Annotated in this window: 21 protein-coding genes and 1 pseudogene; 8 read left to right on the top strand and 14 right to left on the bottom strand. The window is 71.3% G+C overall.

Annotated features, from left to right (window positions below):
- Nucleotides 1–35 precede the first annotated feature (35 nt).
- A complete protein-coding gene (locus tag J4573_RS06260) occupies nt 36–1,178 on the top strand; it encodes an AI-2E family transporter (RefSeq protein WP_208254271.1) in 1,143 nt (380 codons plus the stop codon).
- Here J4573_RS06260 and J4573_RS06265 read toward each other — a convergent pair.
- The 4 genes from J4573_RS06265 to J4573_RS06280 all read right to left on the bottom strand — a co-directional run bounded on the left by J4573_RS06265 (nt 1,168) and on the right by J4573_RS06280 (nt 6,754).
- A complete protein-coding gene (locus tag J4573_RS06265) occupies nt 1,168–2,493 on the bottom strand; it encodes a M16 family metallopeptidase (protein WP_208254272.1) in 1,326 nt (441 codons plus the stop codon). The two genes, J4573_RS06260 and J4573_RS06265, sit on opposite strands and share 11 nt — an antisense overlap.
- Before the next feature lie 90 nt (nt 2,494–2,583).
- The gene (locus J4573_RS06270) at nt 2,584–4,929 is read right to left on the bottom strand and encodes a polyribonucleotide nucleotidyltransferase (RefSeq protein ID WP_208254459.1); all 2,346 of its coding nucleotides are present in this window, start codon (nt 4,927–4,929) and stop codon (nt 2,584–2,586) included.
- Nucleotides 4,930–5,318: 389 nt separating this feature from the next.
- Complete coding sequence (gene rpsO, locus J4573_RS06275) at nt 5,319–5,588, bottom strand: 30S ribosomal protein S15 (protein WP_208254273.1); 270 nt, start codon at nt 5,586–5,588, stop codon at nt 5,319–5,321.
- A 218-nt stretch (nt 5,589–5,806) separates the two neighbouring features.
- Complete coding sequence (locus tag J4573_RS06280) at nt 5,807–6,754, bottom strand: bifunctional riboflavin kinase/FAD synthetase (protein WP_208254274.1); 948 nt, start codon at nt 6,752–6,754, stop codon at nt 5,807–5,809.
- Nucleotides 6,755–6,976: 222 nt separating this feature from the next.
- Here J4573_RS06280 and J4573_RS06285 point away from each other — a divergent pair, with 222 nt between their 5' ends.
- Entirely contained in the window at nt 6,977–7,942 is a 966-nt protein-coding gene (locus J4573_RS06285) for an endonuclease/exonuclease/phosphatase family protein (RefSeq protein ID WP_208254275.1), read from the top strand.
- Nucleotides 7,943–7,988: 46 nt separating this feature from the next.
- Here the strand turns inward: J4573_RS06285 and trhA are convergent, their stop codons facing one another.
- Nucleotides 7,989–8,654 (bottom strand): PAQR family membrane homeostasis protein TrhA, encoded by a 666-nt coding sequence (gene trhA, locus J4573_RS06290; protein ID WP_243772499.1) that lies wholly within the window; start codon nt 8,652–8,654, stop codon nt 7,989–7,991.
- 140 nt (nt 8,655–8,794) lie between these two features.
- Between trhA and J4573_RS06295 the strand changes: the two genes are divergently transcribed.
- Nucleotides 8,795–9,397 (top strand): hypothetical protein, encoded by a 603-nt coding sequence (locus tag J4573_RS06295; protein ID WP_208254277.1) that lies wholly within the window; start codon nt 8,795–8,797, stop codon nt 9,395–9,397.
- A 76-nt stretch (nt 9,398–9,473) separates the two neighbouring features.
- Nucleotides 9,474–10,469: an SCO family protein gene (locus tag J4573_RS06300; protein ID WP_208254278.1), complete on the top strand. Its 996-nt coding sequence runs from the start codon at nt 9,474–9,476 to the stop codon at nt 10,467–10,469.
- Between the two features lie 12 nt (nt 10,470–10,481).
- Here J4573_RS06300 and truB read toward each other — a convergent pair whose 3' ends face one another.
- The 8 genes and pseudogenes from truB to rimP form a co-directional block, all read right to left on the bottom strand.
- Entirely contained in the window at nt 10,482–11,357 is an 876-nt protein-coding gene (gene truB, locus J4573_RS06305; protein ID WP_208254279.1) for a tRNA pseudouridine(55) synthase TruB, read from the bottom strand.
- A 53-nt stretch (nt 11,358–11,410) separates the two neighbouring features.
- The gene (locus J4573_RS06310) at nt 11,411–12,529 is read right to left on the bottom strand and encodes a DHH family phosphoesterase (protein ID WP_307796513.1); all 1,119 of its coding nucleotides are present in this window, start codon (nt 12,527–12,529) and stop codon (nt 11,411–11,413) included.
- A complete protein-coding gene (gene rbfA / locus J4573_RS06315) occupies nt 12,526–13,041 on the bottom strand; it encodes a 30S ribosome-binding factor RbfA (RefSeq protein ID WP_208254280.1) in 516 nt (171 codons plus the stop codon). The genes J4573_RS06310 and rbfA overlap by 4 nt, the downstream gene beginning before the upstream one ends.
- 37 nt (nt 13,042–13,078) lie before the next feature.
- Nucleotides 13,079–13,375: a DUF503 domain-containing protein gene (locus J4573_RS06320; RefSeq protein ID WP_208254281.1), complete on the bottom strand. Its 297-nt coding sequence runs from the start codon at nt 13,373–13,375 to the stop codon at nt 13,079–13,081.
- 182 nt (nt 13,376–13,557) lie between these two features.
- On the bottom strand, nt 13,558–16,644 hold the full coding sequence (infB, locus tag J4573_RS06325) for a translation initiation factor IF-2 (RefSeq protein ID WP_208254282.1): 3,087 nt from the start codon (nt 16,642–16,644) through the stop codon (nt 13,558–13,560).
- Between the two features lie 148 nt (nt 16,645–16,792).
- Nucleotides 16,793–17,221 carry a YlxR family protein gene (locus J4573_RS06330; RefSeq protein ID WP_372442811.1) on the bottom strand — a complete coding sequence of 143 codons (429 nt, stop codon included), beginning with the start codon at nt 17,219–17,221 and terminating at the stop codon, nt 16,793–16,795.
- A 64-nt stretch (nt 17,222–17,285) separates the two neighbouring features.
- A pseudogene (gene nusA, locus J4573_RS06335) lies at nt 17,286–18,263 on the bottom strand (transcription termination factor NusA); the annotation flags it as partial.
- A 24-nt stretch (nt 18,264–18,287) separates the two neighbouring features.
- Nucleotides 18,288–18,959: a ribosome maturation factor RimP gene (rimP, locus tag J4573_RS06340; protein ID WP_208254284.1), complete on the bottom strand. Its 672-nt coding sequence runs from the start codon at nt 18,957–18,959 to the stop codon at nt 18,288–18,290.
- Nucleotides 18,960–19,135: 176 nt separating this feature from the next.
- Between rimP and J4573_RS06345 the strand changes: the two genes are divergently transcribed.
- The 4 genes from J4573_RS06345 to J4573_RS06360 all read left to right on the top strand — a co-directional run bounded on the left by J4573_RS06345 (nt 19,136) and on the right by J4573_RS06360 (nt 22,632).
- Nucleotides 19,136–20,197: a TRM11 family SAM-dependent methyltransferase gene (locus tag J4573_RS06345; RefSeq protein ID WP_208254285.1), complete on the top strand. Its 1,062-nt coding sequence runs from the start codon at nt 19,136–19,138 to the stop codon at nt 20,195–20,197.
- 151 nt (nt 20,198–20,348) lie between these two features.
- The gene (locus tag J4573_RS53700) at nt 20,349–21,353 is read left to right on the top strand and encodes a ferritin-like domain-containing protein (RefSeq protein ID WP_243772500.1); all 1,005 of its coding nucleotides are present in this window, start codon (nt 20,349–20,351) and stop codon (nt 21,351–21,353) included.
- Between the two features lie 93 nt (nt 21,354–21,446).
- The gene (locus J4573_RS06355) at nt 21,447–22,322 is read left to right on the top strand and encodes an SCO6745 family protein (RefSeq protein ID WP_208254286.1); all 876 of its coding nucleotides are present in this window, start codon (nt 21,447–21,449) and stop codon (nt 22,320–22,322) included.
- A gap of 76 nt (nt 22,323–22,398) precedes the next feature.
- Nucleotides 22,399–22,632 carry a hypothetical protein gene (locus J4573_RS06360; protein ID WP_208254287.1) on the top strand — a complete coding sequence of 78 codons (234 nt, stop codon included), beginning with the start codon at nt 22,399–22,401 and terminating at the stop codon, nt 22,630–22,632.
- An 86-nt stretch (nt 22,633–22,718) separates the two neighbouring features.
- On the opposite strand, the gene J4573_RS06365 is transcribed toward J4573_RS06360, so the two are convergent.
- On the bottom strand, nt 22,719–23,408 hold the full coding sequence (locus J4573_RS06365; protein ID WP_208254288.1) for an HAD family hydrolase: 690 nt from the start codon (nt 23,406–23,408) through the stop codon (nt 22,719–22,721).
- Nucleotides 23,409–23,499: the final 91 nt, after the last annotated feature.

Here is a 23,499-nt window from a genome sequence, read left to right on the forward strand (position 1 = left end):
CGGGAACCTATCGGGAAGATCATCGGGGGGTGGTCATGGGCCGTACGGCCGAGGGCGGGGGCCACGGCGGCCACGGCGGGAGCCGGGGCGGCGGCGGGAGCGTCTGGTCGCCGGGGCTGGTGCTCATGGTGGGGGCGGCCGCGGCCGTGCTCGTGCTGGCCGGGATGAAGGCGGCCTCCAGCTTCGTCGCGCCCGCGTTCCTGGCGATGATCCTCACCATCGCGGTGAGCCCGCTGCGCAACTGGCTGCAGCGGATCGGCGCCCCGTTCTGGGTCTGCGTCGCGGTGCCGCTGGTCACGGTGATCGTGGTGCTGCTGGCCCTCGGCGCGGCGCTGGCCATCTCGGCGGCGCAGCTGGCCTCGCTGCTCCCCGGCTACTCCCACCAGTTCAACGAGCTGGTCACCGACGTGACCCAGCAGCTCGCCAGGCACGGCATCGACCAGGACAAGCTCCAGTCGGCGCTGTCCAAGCTGGACCCGGGCCAGGTCTTCAGCTTCGTCCAGGCGTTCTTCAACGGCCTGCTCAGCGCCTCGTCCGCGCTCATCCTGATCGTGCTGATGCTGGTCGGCATGTGCATGGACGCGCCCGGCCTCGTACGGCAGATGGAGAAGCTGCTGCCGAGCCACCCGGACGTGGTCGGGGCGCTGCGCGGTTTCGCCCGCGACACCTGCCGCTACCTGGTGGTCAGCACGGTGTTCGGCCTGATCGTGGCCGTGCTGGACGTGGGGGTGCTCTACTGGTTCGAGGTGCCGGTCCCGCTGCTGTGGGGGCTGCTGGCCTTCCTGACCAACTACATCCCGAACGTGGGCTTCGTCATCGGCCTCGCTCCCCCGGCGGTCCTCGGGCTGCTGGACGGCGGCGTCGTCCGGATGATCTGGATCATCGCGGCGTACTGCGTCATCAACTTCGTGCTGCAGTCGCTGATCCAGCCCAAGTTCCTGGGGAACGCGGTGGGCCTGTCGGTCACGCTGATCACCCTGTCGCTGATCCTGTGGGCGTGGGTCCTCGGGCCGCTCGGCGCGATCCTGGCCGTACCGCTGAGCACGCTGGTGCGCGCGCTGCTGCTGGACGCCGATCCGTCCAAGCGCTGGCTGACCGGCGTGCTCAGCTCGACGATCGACAAGCCCGAGACGAAGGCCCCGGCCGCCGAAACGGCCGGAGGGTCGCCTACAGAGTGAAGTCGCGGTCGCCGAAGGGGCCGATGACGGTGAGGGCCTGCGGAGCCGCCAGAACGTCCTGGGCGACCGCGCGGATGTCGTCGGGGGTCACGGCCTCGATGCGGGCCAGCACCTCGTCCACGGGCAGCAGCGACTCGTACACCAGCTCACTCTTGCCGATGCGGCTCATCCGCGAGCCGGTGTCCTCCAGGCCGAGGACCATCGCGCCGCGCAGCTGGCCCTTGCCGCGTTCCAGCTCCTCGTCGGTGATCCCCCGCTCGGCGGCAGAGGCCACCTCGTCACGGCAGATCGACAGGACCTCGTCGACCTTGCCGGGCTGGCAGCCCGCGTAGACGCCGAAGACGCCGGTGTCGGCGTACTGCGAGGTGTAGCTGTAGACCGAGTAGGCCAGGCCGCGCTTCTCGCGGATCTCCTGGAAGAGCCGGGACGACATGCCGCCGCCGAGCGCCGCGTTCAGCACGCCGAGGGCGAAGCGGCGGTCGTCGGTACGGGAGACGCCGATGCCGCCGAGCACCACGTGGGCCTGCTCGGTGTCCTTGTCGACCACCCGCACGTCGGGGGTGATCGGCAGCGGGCTGCCGTCGATGCGGGGCGCCTTGGGCCGCTCGCCGCCCTCCAGGTGGCCGTCGAAGGCCTGCTCCACCAGCCGGACGACCTGGTCGTGGTCGATGTTGCCGGCGACCGCGACGACGAGGTTGTGCGGCACGTAGTGCTCGCGGTAGTACGCGTGGATCCGGTCGCGGTCCAGCGCGTTGATCGACTCGACCGTGCCCAGGATCGGGCGGCCGAGCGGCGCGTCGCCGTAGAGCGCCAGCGAGAACTCGTCGTGGATCAGGTCGCCGGGGTCGTCGTCGCGCATGTGGATCTCTTCGAGGATCACGCCGCGCTCGGCCTCGACGTCCTCGGGCCGGTTGACCGACGCCGACACCATGTCCGACACCACGTCCGCCGCCAGCGGCAGGTCGGCGTCCAGCACCCGCGCGTAGTAGCAGGTGTACTCCTTGGCGGTGAAGGCGTTGAGGTCGCCGCCGACCGCGTCGATCGCGGAGGAGATCTCCAGGGCGCTTCGCCGCCTGGTGCCCTTGAACAGCACGTGTTCCAGGTAGTGGCTGGCGCCCGCGTCGGCCGGGGCCTCGTCGCGCGAGCCGACGCCCGCCCAGACGCCGAACGCCGCCGACCGCACGGTCGGCATGGTCTCGGTGATGATCCGCAGCCCGCCGGGCAGGACGGTGCGCCGGACGACGCCGGCCCCCTCGTTCCCGGGGTGGATCGTGCAGGTGGTGCCGGGCTCCTGCGCCCGCGCCGGCTGCGTCACTTGGTGCTCACATTCCTCGGGGGTCGAAATCGCCGAGCGGCCCGGCCCCCGATCTTGGGGGCCGGGCCGATCGGTCAACGCAGTGCCGGATCAGGAGTTGCGCTGGCCGCCGTCGTCGCCGCGACGGGTGCGGCGGCGGCGCGGGGCGCGGTCGCCGTCGCCCGAGCCGCCCTCGGAACGGCGCTCGCGGCGCTCGCCCGAGCCGGAGTCCGAAGCGGCGGCGGGGGCCTCGGCGGACCCGCCGTCCGAGCCGCCCTCGGCCTGCTCGCGCTCGACGACCTCGACCGGGACCAGCGACAGCTTGCCGCGCTGGTCGATCTCGGTCACCTCGACCTGGATCTTCTCGCCGACCTTGATGACGTCCTCGACGTTCTCGATCCGGGCGCCGCCGTGCAGCTTGCGGATCTGCGAGACGTGCAGCAGGCCGTCCTTGCCGGGCAGCAGCGACACGAACGCGCCGAACGTGGTGGTCTTCACGACCGTGCCGAGGTAGCGCTCGCCGACCTCGGGCATGTGCGGGTTGGCGATCGCGTTGATCGCCGCCCGCGCGGCCTCGGCGGACGGGCCGTCGGTCGCGCCGACGTAGATCGTGCCGTCGTCCTCGATCGTGATGTCGGCGCCGGTGTCGTCCTGGATCGAGTTGATCATCTTGCCCTTCGGGCCGATGACCTCGCCGATCTTGTCGACCGGGACCTTGATGGTGATGATCCGCGGCGCGTACGGGCTCATCTCCGAGGGGGCCTCGATGGCCTCCTGCATGACGTCCAGGATCGCCAGGCGGGCGCCCTTGGCCTGCTTCAGCGCGGCGGCCAGCACGTCGGCGGGGATGCCGTCGAGCTTGGTGTCGAGCTGAAGCGCGGTGATGACGTCGCGGGTGCCGGCGACCTTGAAGTCCATGTCGCCGAACGCGTCCTCGGCGCCGAGGATGTCGGTCAGCGTGACGAACTCGCCGCCCTCGCTGATCAGGCCCATCGCGATGCCCGCCACCATCTGCTTCAGCGGCACGCCCGCGTCCAGCAGCGACATGGTGGACGCGCAGACCGAGCCCATCGAGGTGGAGCCGTTGGACCCGAGGGCCTCCGACACCTGGCGGATCGCGTACGGGAACTCCTCGCGCGTCGGCAGCACCGGCAGCAGCGCGCGCTCGGCGAGCGCGCCGTGGCCGATCTCGCGGCGCTTGGGCGAGCCCACGCGGCCGGTCTCACCGGTCGAGTACGGCGGGAAGTTGTAGTTGTGCATGTAGCGCTTGGTGCGCTCGGGGTTGAGCGTGTCGATCATCTGCTCCATGCGGAGCATGTTCAGCGTGGTCACGCCCAGGATCTGGGTCTCACCGCGCTCGAACAGCGCCGAGCCGTGCACCCGCGGGATCACGTGCGCCTCGGCCGACAGCTGGCGGATGTCCTTGACGCCGCGGCCGTCCATGCGGACGCCGTCGCGGATGACCCGCTCGCGCACCAGCTTCTTGGTGAGCGCGCGGAACGCGGCGGAGACCTCCTTCTCGCGGCCCTCGAAGTCGGCGGCGAGCTTCTCCTGCGCGCCGGCCTTGATCTCGTCGAGCCGGGTCTCGCGCTCCTGCTTGCCCGCGATGGTCAGCGCCTCGGCCAGCTCGGCGCTGACGGCGGCGGTGACGGCCTCGAGCACGTCGTCCTGGTAGTCCAGGAAGATCGGGTACTCGGCGGTCGGCTTGGCGGCGACGGCCGCCAGCTCGCTCTGGGCCTTGCACAGGGCCTTGATGAAGGGCTTGGCGGCGTCCAGGCCCGCGGCGACGGTCTCCTCGGTCGGGGCGACGGCGCCGTCACCGACCAGCTTGAGCGTGCCCGGGGTGGACTCGGCCTCCACCATCATGATCGCGACGTCGCCGTCCTCCAGGACGCGACCGGCGACCACCATGTCGAAGGTGGCGTTCTCCAGCTCGGGGTGGGTCGGGAAGCCGACCCACTGGCCCTCGATCAGCGCGACGCGGACGCCGCCGATCGGGCCGGAGAAGGGCAGCCCGGCCAGCTGGGTGGACATCGAGGCGGCGTTGATCGCCACGACGTCGTACAGGTGGTCGGGGTGCAGCGCCATGATCGTCTCGACGACCTGGATCTCGTTGCGCAGGCCCTTCTTGAAGGACGGGCGCAGCGGGCGGTCGATCAGGCGGCAGGTGAGAATGGCGTCCTCGGAGGGACGGCCCTCACGGCGGAAGAACGAGCCGGGGATGCGCCCGGCGGCGTACATCCGCTCCTCGACGTCCACGGTCAGCGGGAAGAAGTCCAGGTTGTCCTTGGGCTTCTTGGAGGCGGTGGTGGCCGAGAGCACCATCGTCTCGTCGTCGAGGTAGGCGACGGCCGAGCCGGCCGCCTGACGGGCCACGCGGCCCGTCTCGAAGCGGATCGTGCGGGTGCCGAACGAGCCGTTGTCGATCACGGCCTCGGCGCTCTGCGCTCCATCAATGCGCACAGCTTCTGTCACGGGAAACCTCCTAGGTTTCGGACGGTCCCCGCGGCCGTTTTCCCGTGGCTTTGCGTGATTACAGAAGTAGCGACGCGCAATGCCGGTCTTCGATCGAAGCGCCCGGAGCCTCAATCCCCGGTCGCCGGGGAGCCTGCTCCGAGAGCCACTACCGAGGACCGGCCGCACCAGGGCGAAGAAGTCCGCGGGGTTGTGGATTGGGTGTGTTCAGTTGTGCGGTCCCGCAGGGCCGCCGTGCGGTCTCGAGGGGGCCGCCGTACGGCCCTCTGAGACCAACATACGCACCGGGCCATACGGCCCGCGTATGTGCCGGCGTTCAGGCCGACATAAGCGGAGGGAGTGGCCCGAGACCGGACCACTCCCTCGCGTAGCTAGCGGCGCAGACCGAGGCGCTCGATCAGTGCCCGGTAGCGGCTGATGTCCTTGTTCTGCAAGTACTTCAGGAGGCGACGACGACGGCCGACCAGCAGCAGGAGGCCGCGGCGGCTGTGGTGGTCGTGCTTGTGCTCCTTGAGGTGCTCCGTCAGATCGTTGATCCGGCGGGTCAGTAGCGCGACCTGGACCTCCGGGGATCCGGTGTCACCCTCAGCAGTCGCGTATTCAGCGATGATCTTGTTCTTTGTGGCGGTGTCGAGCGACACGTGGCTCCTTCGAAATGCTCGTCACCCGCAGATCCCCGGCCTGGTCAGGCGCACGGGTCCGCATGGTGCGTATGGAATCCAGGCGGCCGCATGAGGGTGCAGCCGACCGAGCCGGGGCCTATCCCGGCGACTCTTCACCGTACCATGTCGCCAAGGCGGGCCGTCACGGCGCGAAACGGACCGTGAACAGCAAGATCACCAGGTCGCGGCGGTGAGGATCACCGGGTCGCGGCGGTGATCTCCCTGGCGCGGTCCACGTCGCGGTGCATCTCCTCGATCAGCGCGTCGATCGAGTCGAACTTCAGCGTGTCGCGGATCCGGCCCTCGAAGTCGACGGCCATGTGCTCGCCGTACAGGTCCAGGTCGGTGCGGTCCAGCGCGTACGCCTCGACGGTCCGCTCCCCGCCCTCGAAGGTCGGGTTGGTGCCGATCGAGATCGCGGCCGGCCACCGGAAGCCCGGGTAGCGGTCGGAGTCGCAGACCAGCCAGCCCGCGTACACCCCGTCGGCGGGGATCGCGGTGTGCGGCAGGGTCTCCAGGTTGGCGGTCGGGAAGCCGAGCTGGCGGCCCCGCTGATGGCCGCGGACGACCACGCCCTCGACGCGGTGCGGGCGGCCCAGCGCGTGCGCGGCCTCCTCGACCTCGCCGGCGTCCAGGCGCTCCCGGATCGAGGTGGAGGAGATCTTGTCCCCGTTGGCCACCAGGGGGACCCCCTCCGCGGTGAAGTCGTACTTCTCGCCGAGTTCCTTGAGCAGCGCGACGTCGCCCTTGGCCTTGTGGCCGAAGCGGAAGTCCTCGCCGACGATCACGTGCGCGGCGTGCAGCCGATCGACGAGCACGGACTGCACGAACTCGTCCGGGCCGACCTTGGACAGCTCCAGGGTGAACGGCACGACCACGACGGCGTCGGTGCCGAGGCCCTCCAGCAGCTCGATGCGGCGCTTGGTGGAGCTCAGCAGCGGCGGGTGGGTGCCGGGCCTGACGACCTCGTCGGGGTGCGGGTCGAAGGTGATGACCACCGAGCGCAAGCCGCGTTCCTTGGCCAGCTCGGCGGCGCTTCCGACGATTCTCTGGTGACCGCGGTGGACGCCGTCGAAGACGCCGATGGTGATGACCGATCGGCCCCAGTCGGCCGGAACCTCGTCGAGGCCATGCCAACGCCGCACCTTGCACTCCCTGCGTAGACCCGCCTGCGGTTTTCCTGTCGCATCACAGCCTGCCATGCGCCGCGATCCGCCACGACCGAGGGGCTCCCCTTTTGCGCGCAGGTCCCCGCCCCGTCACCGAGGAGTCTACTCGCCGGTAGCACGATCCAGGGATGATCGCCTCTTTCGGCGACATTCCGGGCAGATCCCGGGCAGCGAGCGGCAGCGGGTAGCTTCGACGCGATGACCGCCCCGACCGAGATCAGAACCGACGGCGGCCGGCGCCCGCTCGCGGAGCCCTCCCGGCCACCGCGGCGCGGCATGGCCGTCGTCGTCGCGGCCGTGGTGCTCGCGGTCCTGATCGGCGGCCACCGCCTCGTTCCCGGAGACGTGGGGACGCTGCTCGACACCGCGCTCCCCTGGTTCGGCCTGGTGATCCCCCTGCTGGCCGTCATCGCGGTCGTGCGGCGCGCCTGGTGGCCAGGGCTGGCCGCAGTGCTGGTGCCGTCGCTCGTCTGGACCGCGATGTTCGGCGGCCCGTTCGCGCGCGGCATCGTGCACGGTTCCTCGGGCGGGACGTACGACCTGCGCGCGGTGAGCCAGAACATGTACGCCGCCAACCCCGACCCCCGCGCCACGGTGGGCAAGCTCCTCACCACCAAGGCCGACGTCCTGTCTCTGGTGGAGCTGCGTTACGGCTCCTATCCCGAGGCCCTGAACGCGACCTATCCCCATCACGTGGTGAAGGGGACCGTGGGGATCTGGAGCCGACTGCCCATCCGCGATGCCGAGCCGGTGGACCTGGGCCTGGGCTGGACCCGCGCCCTGCGCGCCACGATCTCCGCCCCCACCGGCGACATCACCGTCTATGTCGCGCATCTGGGCTCGGCACGGCCGCTGGACACCGGCGAGCGCGACGCCACCATGGACCGGCTGGCCAAGGCCGTTCAGTCGGATCGTTCGGAACGCGTCCTGTTGCTCGGGGACCTCAACACCGCCACCACCGACCGCGAGCTGGGGCGCCTGGTGCCGCCGCTGCGGGAGGCGCAGGAGGCGGCGGGCTCGGGGATGGGCTTCACCTGGCCGTCCACGTTCCCGCTGACCCGGCCGGACCACATCCTCTACGACGGGATGAAGGCCGTGAACGCGCGGACCGTGGAGACGCCGGGCAGCGACCATCACGCCGTAGAGGCCGACTTCCGCCTTTAGCCCGGCTCTCCGCTAGGCCTGGCAGACCACTACGCCTGGTAGACGACTAGGCCTGGTAGACGACCAGCGAGACGGCGATGTACTGCAGCACGTAAGCGGCCAGCGTGCAGGCGTGGAAGACCTCGTGGAAGCCGAACCAGCGCGGCGAGGGGTTGGGCTTGCGCAGGCCGTAGACGACACCGCCCAGGCTGTAGGCCACGCCGCCCAGCGCGACCAGGATGCAGGCCGCGAGGCCCGCCCCGTCCAGGAACTGCGGCAGGAAGAGGACGGCCACCCAGCCGAGCACGATGTAGAGCGTGACGTACAGCCAGCGCGGGGCACCGACCCAGGTGGTGCGGAAGACCACCCCGGCGATCGCACCCGTCCACACCAGCGCGAGCACCCCGATGCGCGCGGCACCGTCCAGCGCCAGCACCGTGAACGGCGTGTACGTCCCGGCGATGATCAGGTAGATGTTGGCGTGGTCGAACCGCCGCAGGATCTCGATCAGGCGGTGCGAGCTCTGCCGGTGGTACGTACCGGAGATCCCGAACAGCAGTCCGGACATCGCGACGTAGACCGCGGCCGACAGCCGGGCCGCCGTCGTGGGCCCCATCGCGACGAGCACGAGCCCGGCGACGAGCACCGCGGGGAACGCGCCGATGTGCAGCCAGCCGCGCATCCGCGGCTTGACCGGCGAGGGCACTGCGGGCCGGTGTGACAGTGTGGTCATGGACACCTCCTCGGCCATAAAACCTACGATTCCGTAGGTTACGCAACCGTAGGTTGGAACGCACCCATATCGGGGCGTGAAACGCACCACGTGACCCCTGAGCGACCCCCCGGCTACCCCGTGGGAGCATGGGCGCACCGATGCCTGATCAGCCTGCGTACCGCCTCGCCCGGGCGGTGGTCTTCGCCACGGTCTGCCTGACCCTGACCACCGCCGGCCACGCGTACGCCGCGCACGCCGCCGTCCCACCGGCGACCGTCGCCCTCGGCTTCGGCCTGGTGCTGGGCCTGTCCGCGTTGCTGGCGGGCACCGAACGCTCCTTCCGTACGATCCTCGGCGGCCTCCTGGGCGCCCAGTTCGGCCTGCACGCCCTCTTCACGCAGGCGACCGCCGGATCGGCCCACGAGGCACATAACGCCCACCCGGCCGCAATACCCCATGGCGGGACGGCCATGCCGCTCGCGCACCTCCTGGCGGCTCTGGGGGCCGCCTGGTGGCTCCGCCGGGGCGAGGCCGCCACCTGGTCCCTGGCCCGTCGCCTCAAAGCGGCCGCCGACACCGCACTCCCCCGCCTCCTCTCTCCCGCGCCCGCAACCCAGCCCCCGCGCCCACCCACCGGTCCGTTCCCTTCCGCGACGCCGCCGACGCCCACCGCCCTTCGCCACTCCCTGACACGCCGCGGCCCACCCGACCGCGCCGATCTTGCTCTCAGCGCCCTTTCGGGGTGCTCCGGAGGTCGCTGAGAGCAAGATCGGCGCGATGTGTCCCCCTCGCGCACAGCGGCGAGGCTCACCTCTTTCTCCTGTGGAGTGTTTTCGCATGCGTACATTCGCGCGCCCTGCCCTGGCCGGACTGGGGTTGGCGCTGGTGGCGGGAACGGCGGCCTGCGGCAGTGAGGCCGGCCCGGCGGCGGTCGAGCAGAAGGCCCCGGCGTCGCCCTACAAGGCCACGATGCTGCCCGCCGCGTACAAGATCCCCGACGTGCGACTCACGGACGGCGACGGCAAGCCGTACGACCTGGCCGAGCGGGCCAAGGGCAAGATCAGCCTGCTGTTCTTCGGCTACACGCACTGCCCCGACATCTGCCCGACGACGATGGCCGACGCCGCCGGGGCGATGTCCCTGCTCACGCCGGCCGAACGGGCCAAGGTCCAGGTGGTGTTCGTGACCGCCGACCCGGCCCGCGACACCCCGAAGGCGCTCAAGGCGTTCCTCGGCAAGTTCAACCCCTCGTTCGTCGGGCTGACCGGGCCGATGAAGACCATCCAGCGCGCGGCGGCCGACGCCAAGGTGTCGATCACCCCGCCGCCCGCTCACGCCAAGGGCAACTACCCGGTCTCGCACGGCAGCAACGTCATGACGTACGGGCCGGACGGCGGCGGGCGGCTGCTCTTCCCCTACCAGTTCGGCAGCGGGGACATGGCCAAGGACCTCAAGACGCTGATCGCCAAGGCCGCGCCCATCTCGGTCACCGGCGCGCAGATCAGGGTCCCGTCGTCCCCGGACGTCACGGGCGGCTACCTGACCGTCTCGAACGCGGGCCCGGCCGACACCCTGACCGGGGTGACGTCACCGGCCGCCAAGACCGTGGAGATGCACCGCATGGTCATGAACGGCGGCTCCATGAAGATGGAGCAAATGAAGGCCGCACCGGTGCCCGCCTCGGGCACGGTCGCCTTCGCCAAGGGCGGCATGCACCTGATGTTCATGAAGCCCGGCAATCTCAAGGTCGGCCAGACCGTCCCGGTCACCTTGCGGTTCGCCAAGGCGGGCGAGATGCGGGTGAACGCGAAGGTCGTGCCGGCAGGGGCGTAGAGGCCTCAGGGCCTAAGGAACGAAGACGGCAAGGGGCTTGGCCGCGTGGCCCTGCTCTTCGACCAGGGCCAGCAGGGTCCCGTCGGGCGCGAAGACCCCGACGGGGCCCGGGCCCAGGCCCGCGGCGGGCAGCTTGCCACCGTGCATGACCTTGCGGGCGTCGTCTTCGGTCACGTCGCGGCGCGGGAACGCGGCGGCGACGGCCTCGGCCATCGGCAAGATCGCGAACTCCTCGGTGAGCTGCTCGATCGTGCGGGCCATGCTCAGGTCGTACGGGCCGACGCGGGTGCGGCGCAGCGCGGTCAGGTGACCGCCGCAGCCCAGGTCCGCGCCCAGGTCGCGGGCGAGCGCCCGGATGTAGGTGCCGGACGAGCAGGCGATGGAGACGTCCAGGTCGATCAGGTCGCCGTCGCGGCGGATCTCCTTGACCGTGAAGTCGTGGATCGTGACCGGCCGGGCCTTGAGCTCGACCTCCTCGCCCTTGCGGGCCATCTTGTAGGCCCGCTCCCCGTTCACTTTGATGGCGCTGACCTGCGGCGGGACCTGCTGGATCTCGCCGGTCAGCTTCGCGATCCCGGCGTGCAGCGCCTCGTCGGTGACGGCGGCAGCCGAGGCGGAGGCGGTGATCTCGCCTTCGGCGTCGTCGGTGTTGGTGGTCTGGCCGAGCCGGATCGTGCCGTCGTAGCCCTTCTCGGTGAGGGCCAGGTGCCCGAGCAGCCGGGTCGCCTTCTCCACGCCGATCACCAGGACCCCGGTCGCCATGGGGTCGAGCGTGCCCGCGTGCCCGACCCTGCGGGTCCTGGCCAGCCTGCGGAGCTTGCCGACCACGTCGTGCGAGGTCCAGTCCGCAGGCTTGTCGACGACGACGAGTCCCGATCCCGAGGTCAAGGCGTGATCTCTCTCTGGAGTGCGGCTAGGAGGTGTGGCTGAGGGGTGTGCCGTCAGGCGGCGTCGTGCAGGTGGGGGCCGTGCAGGTGGGCGCGCAGCCGGTCGATCAGGTCGGCCGGGTCGCCGGCGGCGGTGAACGCGGCGGCGTTGTAGTGCCCGCCGCCGCCCATCGCCACGCACGCCTGGCCGACGTCCACCAGTCCCTTGGAACGGGTGGAGACGTACCAGTCGCCGCGGTCGGTCTCCTTGCAGACCACCGCGACCTCGGCCTCGTCGGCCCGGCGCAGCTGGTCGATCACGCCCTCGAGCGCGTCGTAGGGCACGCACTGGGCCTCGCGGTCCGCGCGGGTGATCGTCGTCCAGACCAGGCCGAAGCCGCCGGCGGCGTCGCGTTCGAGCCGGGCCTTGGCGAGCGCGCCCGCCAGCACCTGGAGGTAGCCGAACGGGGCGCGGTCCCACAGTTCGCGGCCGACCGCCTCCGGCCGGACGCCCGCGGCGATCAGCCGGGCCGCCAGCTCGTGCACCTGGGGCGTCGTGCAGGGGTAGCGGAACGAGCCGGTGTCGCTGGCCAGGCCCGCGTACAGGCCGAGCGCGATGTCGCGGTCCAGCGGCACGCCGAGCCGCCTGATCAGCTCGTCGACCAGCACCGACGTCGCCGCAGCGGCCGGGTCGACCAGCCGTACGGCGCCGAACCCGGTGTTGGAGGCGTGGTGGTCGATGACGATCAGCTCGGCGGCCTTCTCCGCCTGCGCGGCCAGCGGTCCGAGGCGTTCGGCGCCCGCCGCGTCCAGCGTGATCATCAGCTTGGGAACGGCCGGCAGCCGCCCCGGCTCGACCAGCAGATCCTGCCCGGGCAGGAAGAGCAGGCTCCCCGGCACCGCGAACGGCTCGCCGAACGAGGGCAGGCAGGTCTTGCCCATGGCTCGCAGGGCCTGGGTCAGGGCGAGCATCGAACCGAGCGCGTCGCCGTCAGGAGCCACGTGGCAGGCCAGGCAGACCTCATCGGCCTCCCTGATCAGCTCGACCGCGCGGTCCCAGTGGGGCTCGGCCACAAACCCCCGGCTCACCGCGTCCCCGCTCGCCTCCGAGCCGCCTTTTTCGCGCCGCCTTCCCTCGTCGCTCGTCCCTCGCTCCTCAGTCCAGGCGGCGCGGCGGCCCTCCAGCTCGCTCACGATGACGAGGGTCCCGCGTCGTCATCCTTGGCGGAGTCCTTGGCGTCCTTGGCGTCAACGGCCCCGACGGAGTCGCCGGACTCGTCGTCCTCGTCGGCGTCCTCCTTGTAGGGGTTGGCCTCGCCAGCGTGGGTGGCGCCCTGGGCGGCCTCCGCGACCTCGGCGTCCTTGGCGCGGGCCTTGGCCAGCAGGTCGTCGATGTGGGCGGCGTTCTCCATCAGTGCGTCGAGCACGAAGGTGAGGCTCGGCGTGTGCCTGATGCCCGTCTGGCGGCCCACCTCGGAACGCAGGATGCCCTTGGCGCTCTCCAGCGCGGCGGCCGTCTCGGCCCGCTCGCCCTCCGAGCCATAGACCGTGTAGTAGACGGTCGCGTCCCGCAGGTCGTTGGTGATCCGGGTGTCGGTCACGGTCACGAAGCCGAGGCGCGGATCCTTGATCCGCCGCTCCAGCATCTCGGCCACGATCTGCTGGATGCGATCGGCCAGCTTGCGGGCCCGAGCTGCGTCCACCATGATCGCACTCCCTCTCTCTGCGTGGACGAGGACGGTCTCAGTCCTCGTCGTTGAACAGCCGCTGCCGCGCCGACAGCAGTTCGATCTCCGGGCGGCCGGCGACCAGCCGCTCGCACCCCTCCAGCACCTCTGTGCAGTTGGCCGCGGAGTCCGACACCACCGCCACGCCTATCTCAGCGCGCCGGTGGAGCTCGTTGTCACCGGTCTCGGCGACGGCCACGGCCGGGAAGCGCCGCCGCACCTCCGCCACGATCGGCCGCACGGCCGACCGCTTCTGCTTCAGCGACCGGACGTCGCCGAGCAGCAGGTCCAGCGTCAGCGCACCCACGTACACCTGATGGTCACCTCGGGCTTCCGGTTGTGTGAACGATGGCGGGCGACCCGCGTGTTCCCACGTTCGCCCAGGGCGTTCGCGGGGTCCTGCCGGCCCCCCGACATGACATGACGCCAGGTTAAAAGATCAACCTGGCGCCATGTCACTGGTTTTACCGAGTGCTAGTCACGGTAGCTGCCCGCTCAGACGCGGGGCTTCTCCCGCATCTCGAAGCACTCGATGACATCGCCGAGCTTGATGTCGTTGTAGCCGACGCCGATACCGCACTCGAAGCCCTCGCGGACCTCGGTGGCGTCGTCCTTGAAGCGGCGCAGCGACGACACCGTGAGGTTGTCGGACACCACGACGCCGTCGCGGACGAGGCGGGCCTTGGCGTTGCGCTGGATCAGGCCGCTGGTGACCATCGAGCCACCGACGTTGCCGATCCGCGGCACCTTGAAGATCTCGCGGATCTCCGCGGTGCCCAGCTGGACCTCCTCGAACTCCGGCTTGAGCATGCCCTTGAGGGCCGCCTCGATCTCCTCGATCGCCTGGTAGATGACCGAGTAGTACCGGATGTCCACGCCTTCGCGGTCGGCCAGCTCCTGCGCGTTGCGCTCGGGCCGCACGTTGAAGCCGAGGATGACCGCGCCCTCGGACGCCAGCGACAGGTTGACGTCGTCCTGCGTGATCGCGCCGACGCCGCGGCGGATGATCCGCAGGCTGACCTCGTCGCCCACGTCGATCTTGAGCAGCGAGTCCTCGAGGGCCTCGACCGAACCGGACACGTCGCCCTTGAGGATGAGCAGCAGCTCGTCCCGCTCGCCCTTCTCCAGGTCCTTGAACAGTTCCTCGAGGGAGCTGCTCTTGCGGCTCTTGAGAAGCTCGGCGTTGCGCTTGCGCGCGGTCCGCTTGTCGGCGATCTGACGGGCCACCCGGTCGTCCTCGACGACCAGGAAGTTGTCACCCGCGCCGGGCACGGCCGCGAGGCCGAGCACCAGCACCGGACGCGACGGCAGCGCCTCGTCGACGTTGTTGCCGTTCTCGTCCAGCATCGCCCGGACGCGACCGTGGGCCACGCCGCAGACGATCGAGTCGCCGACCCGCAGCGTGCCGCGCTGCACCAGCACGGTCGCCACGGCGCCCCGGCCCTTGTCCAGGTGGGCCTCGATGGCCGAGCCCTGGGCGGGCATGTCGGGGTTGGCGGTGAGCTCGAGCTCGGCGTCCGCGGTCAGGACGATCGACTCCAGCAGCCCGTCGATGTTGATGTTCTCGCGGGCCGACACGTCGACGAACTGGGTCGTACCGCCGAACTCCTCGGCGACCAGCCCGTACTCGGTGAGCTGAGCACGCACCCGCTGCGGGTCCGCGCCCTCCTTGTCGATCTTGTTGACCGCGACCACGATCGGCACCCCGGCCGCGGTGGCGTGGTCGATCGCCTCGGTGGTCTGCGGCTTCACGCCGTCGTCCGCCGCGACCACCAGCACCACGAGGTCCGTGGTGTCGGCACCGCGGGCACGCATGGCGGTGAACGCCTCGTGACCCGGGGTGTCGATGAAGGTGATCTTGCGCTCCTCGCCGTCCACCTCGGTCTCGACCTGGTAGGCGCCGATGTGCTGGGTGATGCCGCCGGCCTCGCCGGCCACCACGTTGGCGTTGCGGATGGCGTCCAGCAGGCGGGTCTTACCGTGGTCGACGTGACCCATGACGGTCACGACCGGCGGACGCGACTGGAGGTGCTCCTCGTCGCCGTCGTCCTCGCCGTACTCGATGTCGAACGACTCGAGCAGCGCGCGGTCCTCGTCCTCGGGACTGACCACCTGCACGTCGAAGTCGAGCTCGACGCCCAGCAGCTTCAGGGTGTCCTCGGTGACCGACTGCGTCGCGGTGACCATCTCACCGAGGTGCATCATGATCGCCACGAGCGACGCCGGGTTGGCGCCGATCTTCTCGGCGAAGTCGGTCAGCGTGGCGCCCTGCGGCAGCCGGATGGTCTTGCCGTTGCCGCGCGGAGCGGAAACGCCACCGGCCGCGGGGGCCTGCATGTTCTCGAACTCTTGACGACGCGCCCGCTTCGACTTGCGACCGCGCGCGGGGCGACCGCCGGGACGCCCGAAGGCGCCCTGCGTACCGCCCCGACCGCGACCGCCGCCACCGGGACGGGGGCCGAAGCCGCCGCCACCACCGGGACGACCGCCACCGGGGCCACCACCGGCGCGCGGGGCACCGAAGCCACCGCCGCCGCCCGGACGACCGCCGCCACCGGGACGGCCACCGCCGCCGCCACCGGGACCACGACCGCCGCCGGGTCCGCCACGGCCACCGCCGGGCCCACCACGACCGCCACCGCCGCCGCCGGGGCTACCGGCGGGCCGCGAGGACGGCATGCTCATCGGGCTCGGACGCGGACCGCCCGGACGCGGCGGCATGTTGCCGCCACCACCGGGACGCGGGCCGCCGGCGCCGGGGCCACCGGGGCCACGGCCGCCACCGCCCGGACGCGGGCCGGCGGGACGGTCGCCACGGGGGCGGTCGTCGCGCGGCCGGTCCTCACGCGGCGGACGGTCGTCGCCCGGACGCGGGCCGGGACGCGGGCCCGGCTTGGGCGACTTGCCCATGCCGGTGTTGGTCGAGCTGAACGGGTTGTTGCCCGGACGCGGAGCGCCGGGACGGCCGCCTCCGCCGCCCTGGCCGCCGCCACTCTGACGCGGGCCGGGACGCGGGCCGGGCTTCGGCCCGGGACGCGCGCCCTGACGCTGGTCGCCGCCACCGGCTGCGGGCGGGGCGCTCGGGCCCTTGGCCGCGGCCGGGGGCTGCACCGGCGTGCTCGGGGCGGGCGGAACCGGCCCCGGCGCGGGGCGCGGGCCCGGCTTGGCGCCGCCACCGGCGGGACCCGACGGAGCCGCGGGGCTCGCCGGGGTCGACGGTGCGGGTGCGGCGGGCGCCGCGGGCGCGGCCGGAGCCGCGGGGCTCGCGGCGGCCGGCTTGGGCGCGGGCGGACGCGGGGCCGCCGGACGCGGCGCCGCGGGACGCGGGGTGGTGCCGGAAGCACCTGAAGGACCCGGCTTGGGAGCCGCGGGGCGCGGGGCCGCGGGCTTGCCCGCACCGCCCTTGCCCGCCGGCTTGCCGGACCCTGAATTGAAAGCTTCGGTGAGTCTGCGGACGACCGGTGCCTCTATCGTCGAGGACGCCGACCGTACGAACTCGCCCATCTCCTGGAGCTTGGCCATGACGACCTTGCTCTCAACACCGAACTCTTTGGCGAGTTCGTAAACCCGGACCTTGGCCACTGCACTCCCTACTCGGTCCGGGGTGGGGCCTCCGGACCGTAGCTAACTTGCCGTACTCATCGCGGCGTGCTCATCGAGCGCTCATAGCAATCTCGACCTGCTTCCGACTAGACGTCGCTTACCGTTGATCAATGTTGCTGCCGCCCGGTCAGGGCCGCGCGAGCCGCTCTCGCAGCATGGACGCGTCGAGCGACCCCGACAGGCGAAAGGCCCGTGGGAACGCCCGACGACGCTCTGCCAGCTCGAGACATGCCGGATCGGGGTGCAGATGCGCACCCCTGCCCGGCAGTCGCCCGTGGTGATCGGGGACGATGACGCCCTCGACCGCTACGAGGCGCAGCAAGTCGGACTTGACCGTGCAAACCCGGCAGCCCACACACGTACGAAGTGGAACCGCCCGGCCACGTGACATAAGTCTACCGCGCCGAGGCGTCGGCGGGACCTGTCGCATGGTCTCCTGATGTAGTTGATCCTGTTTCGCCGGACTCCGCAACTTGGGGCGCGGAATCGCCCGCCGCGTCGGCCGAACCGCCGCCCGCGGACGCTTTCGGAGCCTCGGCCGCGGCCTTCGCCGCATCCGCCGAGGCGTCCGCGGCGGGTGCCGCGTCCGGTGCCGCGTCGGCCTCGGCCTCGACCGGGTCGCTCGCGGGGGCCGGGGGCGCGGCCTGCTCGGTGTCGGACCGGATGTCGATCCGCCAGCCGGTGAGGCGGGCGGCCAGGCGGGCGTTCTGGCCCTCCTTGCCGATCGCCAGCGACAGCTGGTAGTCCGGCACGATCACCCGGGCGACCCGGGCGTCGGCGTCCACCACCTCGACGGCGCTGACGCGGGCCGGGGACAGCGCGTTCCCGACGAACTCGGCCGGGTCGTCCGACCAGTCCACGATGTCGATCTTCTCGCCGTGCAGCTCGGCCATCACGTTGCGGACGCGGCTGCCGAGCGGGCCGATGCAGGCGCCCTTGGCGTTCACCCCGGCCTTGCGCGAGCGGACCGCGATCTTGGTGCGGTGGCCGGCCTCGCGGGCGATGGCGGCGATCTCCACGGTGCCGTCGGCGATCTCGGGGACCTCCAGCGCGAACAGCTTGCGCACCAGGTTCGGGTGCGTCCGCGACAGCTGGACCGACGGGCCGCGGTGGCCCTTGCGGACCTGCACCACGTACGCCCGCAGCCGCTCGCCGTGCACGTAGGACTCGCCCGGCACCTGCTCCTGGGGCTGCAGGATGGCCTCGATCTTGCCGAGGTCCACCAGCACGTTCCGCGGGTCCTTGCCCTGCTGGATGATGCCCGAGACGATGTCGCCCTCCCGCCCGGCGTACTCGCCGAACGTGAGCTCGTCCTCGGCGTCGCGCAACCGCTGCAGGATCACCTGCTTGGCGGTCGTCGCCGCGATACGTCCGAAACCGCTCGGGGTGTCGTCGTATTCCCGGACCGACGCGCCTTCCTCGTCGGTCTCGGTCGCCCACACCGTGACGTGGCCGGACTTGCGGTCCAGCTCGACGCGCGCCTTGGGCGCGGCGCCCTCGGTCCGGTGATAGGCGATCAGTAGCGCGTCCTCGATCGCCTTGACGGCCACGTCGAGCGAGATGTCCTTCTCGCTCTCGAGGCTGCGCAGGGCGGTCATGTCGATGTCCACGAGGTCCCCCCTCTAGTCCGGCTCGGCCGGAGACTGCGTCGGCGCCGTCTCATCGGCGGATTCGCCGGGCGTGACGTCTTCGTCGGCCTCGTCCGCGGCGTCGTCCACCGCGTCGCCGGACGCGTCGCCGGGGCGGCGGAACTCCACCTGCACCCGCCCGTCGCCCAGCTCGTCCAGGCCGAACCGGCGTCTAGTGATCTTGGGCCCCTTCGGGCCGCCGGAGCCCTTGCCCCGGCCCTTGGCGACGACGTCGATCACGACCTCGGCGTCGCCGGCCTCCACCACGCGGCCCTCGACCTGGCCTCCCTCGGCCAGCGGGGCGACGACCAGGCGGCCGACGGCGCGGCGCCAGTGCCGCGGCTGCGTCAGCGGGCGGTCGACCCCGGGCGAGGTCACCTCCAGCACGTACGGCGCGGCGCCCATCACCTCGGAGCCGTCCAGGAGCTCGGAGGCCCGCTGGCTGAGAAGGGCGATGTCGTCGAGGCTCACGCCGCCGTCGCCGTCCACGACGATCTTGACCAGGCGCCGCCGGCCCGCGGGCCGGACGTCGACCTCCTCCAGGTCGAAGCCCGCCTCGGCCACCGCCGGGTCGAGCAGCCGGGTCAGTTCCTTGACGGCCTCATCGCGCGGGAGCCGGCCGTCGCGGCCCCGTTGAGCGCTGCCGTCGCCGGATTCGACGCTCATGGGACCTCCTCATGTTGTTCTGAAACCGTCGCGTGTCCGTTGTCACCACAAGACTATCGACAGCGGGACACCTCAGTGGTCTTTCGGACAGCACACCGGCGCGCCGGAGGCGGCCGCCGTACGGGCCGCCCGTACGCCGTCCTACCAGGGTCTCGGCCACTGCTAATCTCCCGACAATGGCAACGTACGGATTCCTTGTCCTGCCATCGCACAACCGGGTGTATTCCTCGGCCGCCCCCGACCTCGTGCGGGCGGAGCTGGCGGTGTTCGGCGAGACGGCGCTCGGCGGGCGCATTCGCAAGATCGAGGAAAAAGGGATCGCGGGCGTCCCCTATGTGACGTTCGAGGCCGACGATCTGTCACCTCAGGACATCGCGTTGATCTCCAACCTGTCGTCGCTGTACGCGCTCTACGAACTGAACGGAGAGCTGCTGCGGCCGGTTCCCACCGCCCCGCTGGACGCCTTCGGCAGCGATCTGCTGACCATTCAGAAATACTCCGGCAAGACCAATGAGCTCTTCACCAAGCTGCTGCTGAACGTCACGGCCATGGCCGCGGGCGACCCCGCCGCGCTGGTGACCGGGCGGCCCCGGGTCTTCGACCCGCTGTGCGGCCGCGGCACGACGCTCAACCAGGCGATGATGTACGGGCTGGACTCGGCCGGGATCGACCTGGACGCCAAGGACTTCGACGCCTACGCCACGTTCATCCGCACCTGGCTCAAGAACAACCGCCTCAAGCACCAGGCGGACGTCACCCCGATCAGGCGGGACCGGGCCCTGCTCGGCAAGCGCCTGAAGGTGTCGGCGGGCGCGTCCAAGGAGGCCTACAAGGCGGGCGAGGCCGTCGAGATCGACGTTGTCAACGGGGACACTCTCAAGAGCGACACGTTCTTCAAGCCCCGCTCGTTCGACCTGATCGTCACCGACGCGCCGTACGGCGTGCAGCACGGCAGCCGCCCCCAGGGCGGTCGGCCGGGCGCTCGCAAGGGCGGCGAGACGCTCTCGCGCAGCCCCGTTCAGCTGCTGGAGGCGGCCGTTCCGGTGTGGACGAGGCTGCTGCGGCCCGGCGGAGCCATCGGCATCTCCTGGAACACCCACGTCGGCAAGCGCGAGGAGCTGGCCTCGATCCTGGAGACGAGCGGCTACGAAGTGTGCGATTCCGAGGCGTATCGCGGCTTCCGGCACCGCGTGGACCAGTCGATCGTGCGCGATCTGATCGTCGCGCGGCACCCTTGATCCCGACGAAGTCGGCCGGGAGGCGCGGGGGGGTCGTCCCCCCTCGGGTAACACTGATAAAGGCCATGGATGTGGAATGCTGGAGGCGGCCTGCCGGGCGGACGACTCGCCGCGGGCCGACACCACCACATCATCGGTGAGGAGAGACCCCTTGCCACATGGCAGGCGTGCCGTGTCGCGGCGCGCGGTGCTGGGCGGGGCAGCGGCGCTGACCCTTCCCTTGCTGACCGGCTGTGCCCACCATGACGAGGCCCTGGCCGCTCCGGGCCCCGAGGTGGCGATCCTGAACGGTGCCATGGCGGCCCAGCAGGACCTCATCGCGCAGTACGAGGCGGCCCTGGGCACGCACGCCTCCCTGGCCAAGTACGTCAATCCGGCGCTGGCCCATCATCGTGAGCAGCTGGCCTTGCTGCGCCGCTATTACGTGCCCGGCTCCGGTAAGGGCGCAAGCGCCGGGCCCAGCCTTCCCTCGCCGCAGACTCACCTGGTGTCGCGCCAGCCGTCCCGTGCCCTGGCGTCGCTGCGTTCGGCAGAGGGAAAGGCCGCCGTCCAGTGCACGACCGACGCGGGCAAGGCGGGCCCCGGCCTGGCCCAGCTACTCGCCTCCATCGGAGCCTCAGAAGCTGCTTTCGCGGGCACTTCCGGCGTTCCCAAGCAGACCCTCCAGCCCGCCAAGCCCTCTCCCCTGTCCACCGCGACGTTGAACTCGCTCCAGTCAGCGCTGGCCACCGAGCATGCCGCCATCTACGGCTACGGGGTGCTGGGCGCCCGCCTCACCGGCAGCGCCCAGGAGCTCGCGACGGTCTACTGGGACGGCCACCGCGCCAGGCGCGACTCGCTCACCACGTTCCTCACCGAGGCTCGTCAGCACCCGGTCGCCGCCGCGGCTGCCTACAAGCTGCCGGTGAAGGTCACCTCGTCCCGTTCGGCGGCCGAGCTCGCCGCCAAGCTGGAGGACGACCTGGTGTCCTCCTACGTCGGCCTGGCCGCCGCGACCGACCCGAGGCTGCGCGAGATGGGCGCGTACTCCGCCCAGGAGGCCATGGGCCGCGCCGTCCGGTGGCGCGCGGGAGCAGGGCTGGCCACGGCTCCGGCCTCCGCGTTCCCTGGCCTGCCCCCGGCGGCCCTCGCTCCGAAGCCGACCCCGGGCGATTAAGCGACACTAAAGGCCTGCAAGTAGAACCATTCGCTTGTGCTAAGTGATCCTTTGGGCTTGGCTTGGCCCCAGGAACCCACTAAGGAGCACCTGATGACCCCCGACCCAGGCTTCGCCCGGCACATGTGGCAGCAGATCGAGCCGGTGCACGCCCTCTTCTGGTACGCCCCCGAGGTCTTCGCCGAGGCCTCCGCGCTCGGTTTCAAGACCGACACCCGCTGGCCGAGCTACTTCGCCTGGCGTTCGGCGCCTCTCGGAGCGGCCGGGCCCGAGCAGGTCTCCGCCGCGTTCTACAGCTTCAGCCCGCGCATGGTCGCCGAGCACATCCCCGCCGCCTGGGACCTCGCCACCCCCGCGCAGGTCCTCGAGGGCCGCCTGCGCGGTGTGGACGGCATGTACCGCACCGTCCTCGGGGACAAGATCAACGACCTGGCCGAGGCCGCCGACCTGGCTCGCGAGGCCGCCGAGCTGGCCAACACGGCCGGCCGCCCGATCGCCGCCGCCAACGCCGACCTCCCCTGGCCCGACGAGCCGCACCTGGTCCTCTGGCAGGCCATCGGCATCCTCCGGGAGCACCGCGGCGACGGCCATGTGGCGGCGCTGCTCACCTCCGGCCTGGACCCGGCCGAGGCCCTGGTGTCGTTCGCCGCCATCGACGCCGCGCCGGTGGAGACGTTCGCCAGCCGTGGCTGGACCACCGACGAGTGGCAGGCCGCGCAGGACCGCCTCGCCTCCCGCGGCCTGGTCGACGCCGACGGCCACGCCACCACCAAGGGCCGGGAGCTGCGCGACACCGTCGAACGCATCACCGACGACCTCGCGATCGCCCCCTGGGAGGCCCTCGGCAAGGAGAAGGCCGACCGTCTCGCCGAGCTCACGCTCCCGGTCTTCATCGCCAACCTGGAGTCCGGTCTGCTGCCCGCCACCAACACCCTCGGCATCGGCAAGGTCCCGGCACCGCCCCGCTAACTGGGAACTCTGTCCCCCGAGTCCTCGTTAGTCCGTTTTGTAGGGCACTGGAACCAAGGGGGAGGAACCAGACCGCATGACCGTCACGCACGACGAGTCCACCGACCTGTCCGAGCTGCGCGCCGCTTACCAGGCGCAGCTCGTCCGGCTCACCGCCGAGCGCGACGAGGCACGCCGCGCGGAACGCCGCGCCAGGGACGACGCCGCGACCGCCCGCGCCGACCTGGCCAGCCTGCAGGACCGCGTACGCGACCTGCTGGGCGCCGCCGCGACCCGCCTGGACGCCGTCGAGGCCCGGGCCAACAGGTAACAGCGGACCGCAAGAAAGCGCCCCATCTCAGGGCCGGGACCCATCACCGGGTCCCGGCCCTGATGCCTGAGACCGACCAGGATGTCTTAGACCGACCAGCGATCGACGTGCGGCAACAGCTCGGCCAGACCGCCGATGGTCGCGTCCGGCGTCACGTCGTCCCAGGCGGGGACGGTGCTGTTGGGGATGAGGACGCCCCGCATTCCGGTGGACTTGGCGCCGTGGATGTCGTCGTACGGCCGGTCCCCGACGAAGACACAGGACCCCGGATCCTCGGCACCCACCGCCTCCATCGCCGCCTTGAAGGCGTTCGCGTGCGGCTTGGTCCACGGGATCTCACTGGAGTAGACGGCCCCGTCGAGCAGCCCGAGAACCCCGTCACGATCGAAGATCCGCTCGTGCCAGTCGCGCGTCCACATGGTGTTGGACAGCACCCCGACCTTGATCCCCCGCTCCCGGAGCCCGGTGATCAGCGGGATGGCGTCCGGGTCGATGAACGTGTGCGGAGTCCAGGTCTCGTACTGCGTGGCCAGGATCGCCTCGGTCGCCTCGATCCCGGCCGTCGCGTAGACCTCGGCGAGGGTGGCGCTGCGGTGCTCGTCGCGGCCGCGGCGCCACAGCTCGTCCTCGGCGGCGAGCAGCGCCTCGGCGGCGGCCTGTGCCTCGCCGGGGTCCAGGTGCGCCGAGCAGATCCGGCGCCACATCTCGTCGAGCCTGATGTCGTGCCACGGGGTGAGCGTGCCGCCCCAGTCGAAGATCACTGCGTCTACCGCCATGCCCGAAATCGTAACCATCCCCCCGGACGGAACGATGATCCCCATGTGCGGCCCGGGCGCGACGGGTCGTTAGGATCTCACCATTTCCGAC

It is taken from the genome of Actinomadura barringtoniae, assembly GCF_017573505.1.
Taxonomy (GTDB): Bacteria; Actinomycetota; Actinomycetes; order Streptosporangiales; family Streptosporangiaceae; genus Spirillospora; species Spirillospora barringtoniae.